Annotated in this window: 1 protein-coding gene; it reads right to left on the bottom strand. The window is 71.3% G+C overall.

Annotation, left to right across the window (positions count from 1 at the left end):
- The coding region (locus tag D7Y13_RS35540; protein ID WP_120630936.1) for a non-ribosomal peptide synthetase at positions 1-7,169 on the bottom strand (7,169 nt) is incomplete at both ends.

The following is a 7,169-nucleotide window of genomic DNA, read 5'->3' as shown; positions in this document are numbered from 1 at the left end:
CGACGGCACCATGTACTCCGGCAGCCGCCCCTTCAGCTCGCCTCGCAGCGCGGTGCTGTCCAGCGCGTGGCCAGCCTTCGCTACCACGTACCCCACCAGCCGCTTGTCTCCGGGCACGTCCTCCCGCTGCCTTACCTTGTCCCCCGTCCGGTACAGCCGCGCGCCCTCCTCCTCGCTGTACGCATCCGGCACGTACCGCTCCGCCGTCAGCTCCGGACGGCCCACGTAACCGCGCGTCACCACCGCCCCGCCCACGTACAACTCTCCCGCCACCCCTCGCGGCACCGGACGCCCGCTCGCGTCCAGCACGTACATCCGCGCGTTCCCAATTGGGCGCCCCAGCGCCAGCGTCGCGGCGCCTTCGTCCCACGCCCCTTCCACCGCGTTCGTCAGCACACCGACCGTCGTCTCCGTCGGGCCGTAGTGGTTGAACACCGCGCACTCCGGCGCAAGCTTCCGCACCGTCTCCACCAGCGCCCTGTCCGACGCCTCGCCGCCCACCACCAGCCGCTTCAGCGGCAGCACCTGCTTCGCATTCGGCCCGCTCAAGAGTGCACGCAGGTGCGAGGGCACCACCTTCAAGCCCTCCACCCGGTGCGCCTGCATGTACGCGCCCAACGCCTCCGCGTCCGACGCCACGTCCTTCGCGACGAGGTGCAGCGTCCCCCCTCCGCACAGCATCGGGAACACCGCCGTGTGCCCCAGGTCCGCCGCCAGCGTCGTCACCGACGCGAAGCTCATCCCCTCCACCAGCTTCAGCCGGCCCCGAATCGTCTCCACGTAGTTGGCCAGCTGCCGGTGCTCCACCACCACGCCCTTCGGACGTCCCGTGCTGCCCGACGTGAAGATGGCGTACACCGCGTTTCCACCCAGCACGCCTGACTCCACACGCGTCGTGTCCGCGGCCACGTCCTCCACGATCAGCGTCTGGCAACCCAGGTTCGCCACCGCGTTCGCGTACGCCCGCTGCGTCACCACTACGCGCAGGCTGGCGTCATCGATGATCGCCTTCACTCGCGCCGTCGGGAACGACGTGTCCATCGGCACGTAGCCACCGCCTGCCTTGAGGATGCCCAGCAGGCCCACGACGGACTCCACCGTGCGCTCCACGTACAGGCCTACCAGCGCCTCGGGACCGACGCCCAGCGCCCGCAGCCGCTTCGCCACCCCATTCGCGCGCGCGTCCAGCTCCGCGTAGGTGAGCTGACGGCCATCCGCCACCACGGCCACGGCTCCAGGCACCCGCTTCGCCTGCGCCTCGAACAGCGTGTGGATGCATTCGGACGGCACCGCTTCCGCCGTCTGGTTCCACGTCTTCAACACCTGCTGACGCTCGGCGGGGCCCAGCAGCGGCAGCGCCCCCACGGACACGTCCGGGTCCGCCGCGAGGCCCTCCAACAGCACCCGCAAGTGCTCCACCATCCGCTCCACCGTCGAGTGCTCGAACAAGTCGGCGCTGTACATCAGCGCGCCCTGGAAGCCCGACGGGGCATCGCTCAGCGACAGGTTGAGTTCGAACTTGGCCGTCTGGGTCTCAATCTCCACCCGGCGCAGGGAGAGGTCGCGAAGTGTCAGCTCCGTGTCCACCTCCGTGTTGAGCACGAGCATCGCCTGGAACAGCGGCGTGCGGCCCAGGTCGCGCTCCGGACGCAGCGCATCCACCAACCGCTCGAACGGCACCTGCTGGTGCGCGAACGCTCCGAGCGTCGTCTCCTTCACGCTCGCCAGCACCTGCCGGAAGCTGTCGGCCGGGGCCAACCGCGTGCGCAGCACCAGCGTGTTGAGGAACAACCCGACGAGTCCCTCCACCTCCGCCTGGGTGCGACCCGCCACGGGTGTGCCCACGCTGACGTCGTCCTGGCCGCTGTAGCGCGACAGCAACACCTGCCACGCGGCGAGCAGCACCATGAACGGCGTCGCGCCCTCGCGACGGCCCAGGGCCCGCAGTGCGTCGGTCAGCTCCTTGGACCACCGCACGGGCACCGAACCGCCGCGCGCCGACAGCGTCGCCGGACGCGCATTGTCCGTCGACAGCTCCAACGCGGCGGGGGCCCCGTCCAATTGCCGGCGCCACCATCCGACCTGCTCCTCCAGCGCTTCGCCTCGCAGCCAGTCCCGCTGCCACACGGCGTAGTCCGCGTACTGCACTGGCAACGCGGGCAGCTCGGCTTCGCGCTGCTCCAGACGGGCGGCGTAGAGCGCCACCAGCTCCCGCACCAGCACGCCCGCGGACCAGCCGTCGGAGACGATGTGGTGCATCGTCAGCAGCAACAGGTGCGTGCGCTCACCGGTTCGCAGCAACGTCACGCGCAGCAGCGGTCCTTGAAGCAGATCGAACGGCCGCACCGCGTCCGCCCGGGCCAACCGCCACGCCTCCTGCTCACGCTCGGCCTCACCCAGCGCCCGCAGGTCCACCGCCTCCAGCAGGAACGCCGGCGCTTCGGAGATGCGCTGGAACGGCTTGCCGTCCTCCGCGTGGAACGTCGTCCGCAGGGTTTCATGTCGGCGGATCAGCGCGTTGAAGGCCTGCTCCAGCGCGGCCGCGTCCAGCGTGCCCTCCAGCCGCAGGACGCTGGGGATGTTGTAGAGCGCGGCCTGCGGATCCAACTGCTCCAGGAACCACAGCCGCTGCTGCGCGAACGAGAGCGGCAGCACGCCGGTGCGCGGCGCGGGCGTCAGCGGAGGCACGCGGGGCAGTGACTGCTCCCGGGCGGCCTCCACCCGCGCGGCGAGCGCTGCGACGGTGGGGGCCTCGAACAGCGCGCGCAGCGGCAGCTCCACCCCGAGCGCGGCGCGGATGCGGGAGATGGCCTGCGTCGCCAGCAGCGAGTGTCCTCCCAGCTCCAGGAAGTCGTCGTGGATGCCGACCTGGGACACGCCCAGCAGCTCCTTCCAGGTCGCGGCCAGCGTCTCCTCCACGGGCGTGCGCGGCGCGACATAGGTCGGTCCCTGTTCGGAGCGGACCGCGTCCGGCGCGGGCAGGGCCTTGCGGTCCACCTTGCCGTTCGGGGTGAGCGGCATCGCGTCCAGGACGACGAAGGCCGAGGGCACCATGTGCTCCGGGAGCTTGTCGTCCAGGTAGCGCCGCAGCGTCCCGGCCTCCACCTGCTCGTCCTCCATGGGCACGACGTAGGCGACGAGGCGCCGGTCTCCGGCCACGTCCTCGCGGGCGAGCACGATGGCCTCGCGCACCGAACCGGCACCCGCCAGCGCGGCCTCGATCTCCCCCAGCTCGATGCGGAAGCCGCGCACCTTGACCTGATGGTCGGTGCGGCCGACGAACTCCAGCAGGCCATCCGCGCGGTAGCGCACGAGGTCGCCCGTGCGGTACAGGCGCGCTCCCGGTTCCTCGCTGAACGGATCCGGCACGAAGCGCTCCGCCGTCTGCTCAGGGCGGCCCAGGTAGCCCCGGCCCACGCCGGCCCCGCCGATGAACAGCTCGCCCGGGATGCCCACGGGCACCGGCGCGCGCGCCGCGTCCAGGACGTAGACGCGCACGTTCGGATACGGCCGGCCAATGGGCGGCGTCCCCGAACCCGGCGCGCACACCGCGCTCGTCACGGTGATGCTCGCCTCGGTGGGCCCGTAGGAGTTCACGAAGCGCCGGCCGTTCGCCCAGCGGTCCATCAGCTCCGCCGAGCACGCCTCCGCGCCCGTCACCACCGTCCGGAGCGTGGGGAAGTCCTCGGAGGACAGCACCGCCAGCGTCGAAGGCAGGAGCACCGACGTGGTGATGTTCCGCTCACGCATCAGCCGCGTCAGCTCCGGGCCGGGTTGCAGCGCTTCGCGGGGCGCGAGCACCAGCGTTCCGCCGCCCGTGAGCGTGGCGAAGATCTCCAGCAGCGACACGTCGAAGCTCATCGACACGAACTGGAGCGTGCGCGTGCCGGGCCGCACGTCGAAGTCCGGCACGGCGCGGGTCAGCGTGTTGACGATGCCCCGGTGCTCGACGAGCGCGCCCTTGGGCTGGCCGGTGCTGCCCGACGTGTAGATGACGTACGCCAGGTTGCGGCCTCCGGCGAGCCGGGGCAGGTCCTCGGACGACTGGCGCGAAAGGCTCGCGGCGTCGGAGTCCACGCACACCAGCTGCTCGCCGCGCGAGGGCAGCTCGTCCGCGATCTCCTCGCGGGTGACGAGCACCGGCACCCGCGTGTCCTCCAGGAGGAAGGCGAGCCGGTGCGACGGATACGCGGGATCCATGGGCACGTACACGCCCCCCGCCTTGAGGATGCCCAAGAGCGCCATCAGCAGCTCCGGGGAGCGCTCCAGGCACACGCCCACGCGGACCTCCGGCCCCACGCCGAGGCCCCGGAGGTGCCGGGCCAACTGGTTCGCGCGCGCGTTCAGCTCGCGGTACGTCCAGCGGGTCTCGTTCCACTCCACCGCGACGCCGTCGGGCGTGCGCGCGACCTGCGCCTCGAAGAGGCCGTGCAGCGACGCCTCGTCCTCCAGGGGCGCCCGGGTCTCGTTCCAGTCCTTCAGCACCTGACGCCGCTCGTCCAGCGTCAGGTGCGGCAGGTGGGTGACGCGGAGGTCCGGCTTCGCGGCAGCAATGCCCTCCAGCACCGTGCGCCAGTGTCCGAGCAGCCGGGTCATGGCCTCCGTGTCGAAGCGCGACGACTGGTAGGACAGCCGCAGGCCCAGCTTCTCGCCGGGGATGACGGCGGGCGCCAGCGGCAGCGTCATCCGCTCGCGACCGTCGAAGTCGCGCACGTCCAGGTTCCGGAAGCGCTGCCGGAGCGAGGCGTCGAGCGGGTAGTTCTCCACGACGACGAGGCTCTCGAAGAGGGGCTTGCCCCGGGGCAGCTCGCTCCAGGCCTGCACCTGGACCAGCGGGCCGTGCTCGTGGGCGACCAGCGCCACCTGCTGCGTCTGGAGCGCCTGGAGCCAGGACACGAGCGTGTCGTCCGGCTCCAGCCGCACCCGGAGCGGCAACGAGTTGATGAACAGGCCCATCATCCCGTCCACCCCAGCCAGGTCGGCGGGACGGCCGGAGACGGTGGTGCCGAAGACGACGTCCGACTCACCGCTGTAGCGGAGCAGCAGCAGGGCCCACGCCCCCTGCACCACGGCGCCCAGGGTGAGCTGGTGGCGACGCGTGAAGGCCTCCAGCGCCGACGTCACCTCCGCGGAGAGGGAGATCTCCTGGGAGCCATGCCGGTGGACGGACTCGCTGTCGTCGGCACCGGGCCCCTTGTCGAGCGGCAACGGCGTGGGCGCGGTGAAGCCCGCCAGCCGCTCGCGCCAGTAGGCCTCGGAGCGGGTCGGGTCCTGTCGCCGCAGCCACGCGATGTAGTCCCGGAACATCGGACGCGAGGGCGCCAGCGCGGGCTGCCCTCGCGTGAGCGCGTCGTAGCAGCCGAACAGGTCCTGGACCACCAGCCCCAGGCTCCAGCCATCCAGGATGGTGTGGTGGAAGCTCCAGACGATGCGGTGGACGTACGTGTCCAGCCGCACCATCGCCACGCGCATCAGGGGCCCCTGCACCAGATCGAAGCCCTGGGCCCGGTCCTGCTCCAGGTAGGTCTCCAGCCGCTGCTGCTGCTCCGCGGGCGACAGGCCCCGGCAGTCGATCTCCCGCCACGGCAGCGACGCCTGACGGCGCACCACCTGCAACGGCTCCTCCAGCCCTTCCCACAACAGCGTCGTGCGCAGCACCGGGTGCCGGGCAATCAGCGTCTCCCACGCGCGCCGCAGTGCCTGCGTGTCCAACTGAGCGTGGAAGGCCCAGGAGAGCTGCTCGAAGTACACGCCCGACGTCGGCGCCAGCAGCGCGTGGAAGAGCATGCCCTGCTGCATCGGTGACAGCGGGTAGATGTCCTCGAACCCGTCCACCTTCGCCTGCACCTGCGACAGCGTGCGCGCGTCCAGCTTCGCCAGGGGGAAGTCCGCTGGCGTGAACCTCGCCGCGTCCTCCGTCTGACGGCCCGCCACCAGCGTGCGCAGGGCTTCCGTGTAGGCCCGCGCGAGGGCCTCCACCGTCGCCCGCGTGTGAAGCCCTTCGCTGTACGTCCACGTCACTTCCAGCTGGCCACCCACCACCAGCCCGTTCACCTCCAGCACGTGTCCGCGCTGTCCGCCCTCCCCCATCGCCGGGCCCGAGGACTCCTTCGCGAGGGAGAAGTCGCCCGCTCCCGCCGCCAGCGCGTCGAACTGCCCCAGGTAGTTGAAGGCCACCTGCGCCTTCGGCGTCTGCTTCAGCTTCGCCACCACCGACTCGGGGCCCTGGTAGCGCAGCAGCCCGTAGCCCACGCCCTTGCCCGGCACCTGCCGCAGCGTGTCCCGCACCGCGCGCAGTGCGTCTCCCGGCGTGCCTGCTTCCGGCACTTCCAGCACCACCGGGTACAGCGACGTGAACCAGCCCACCGTGCGCGTCACATCCGCGTCCGCGAAGAGCTCCTCACGGCCGTGGCCTTCCACATCCACGCGCACCTGGGACTGGCCCGTCCACTTCGTCAGCACGCGCGCCAGTGCCGCCACGAGCACTTCGTTCACCGTCGCCCGGTACGCAGCCGGCACTTCCTGCAACAGCACCCGCGTCTCTTCCGCGTCCAGCTTCGCCAACACGCCGCGCGCGGAGGCCACGGTGTTCTCGCCCACCGTGTCCACGGGCAGCGCGGGAACCTCACGCGACTGCGACAGCCACCAGGTGGCTTCCTTCTCCAGCTCCGGGCCTCGCGCGTACGTCTCCAGCTTGCGCGCCCAGGCCTGGAAGGAGGTCGTCTTCGCCGGCAACTCCACCGTGCGGCCTTCTCGCCGCTGCACGTAGGCCGTGCCCAGGTCTTCCAGCAGCACGCGCCACGACACGCCGTCCACCACCAGGTGGTGCACAACCAGCAGCAGACGTGACGTCCGCCCCGCTCCGCGCTCGATCAACAGCGCGCGCAGCAGCAGTCCTTCTTCCAGCCGCAGGCTCGCGTGGAGTTCCTTCGCGGCGGCGGCCATCGCCGCCTGCTGTGCCTCGTCGTCCTCCGCGAGCGATGACAGGTCGAGCCGTTGCAGGAGGGGCCCGTGGCCCACGCCCGCGTTGTGCTGCGTCCAACCGGAATCGCCACGCACGTAGCGCATCCGCAGCGCGTCGTGGTGCTCCACCAACGCTCGCAGTGCTTCCTCCAGCCGCCCCGCCTCCACCCCTTCCTTCGCCTCCAGCAGCACCGCCTGGTTGAAGT

Source organism: Corallococcus praedator, assembly GCF_003612125.1.
GTDB classification, from domain to species: domain Bacteria; phylum Myxococcota; class Myxococcia; order Myxococcales; family Myxococcaceae; genus Corallococcus; species Corallococcus praedator.
This window is presented reverse-complemented; position numbering and strand designations above follow the sequence as displayed.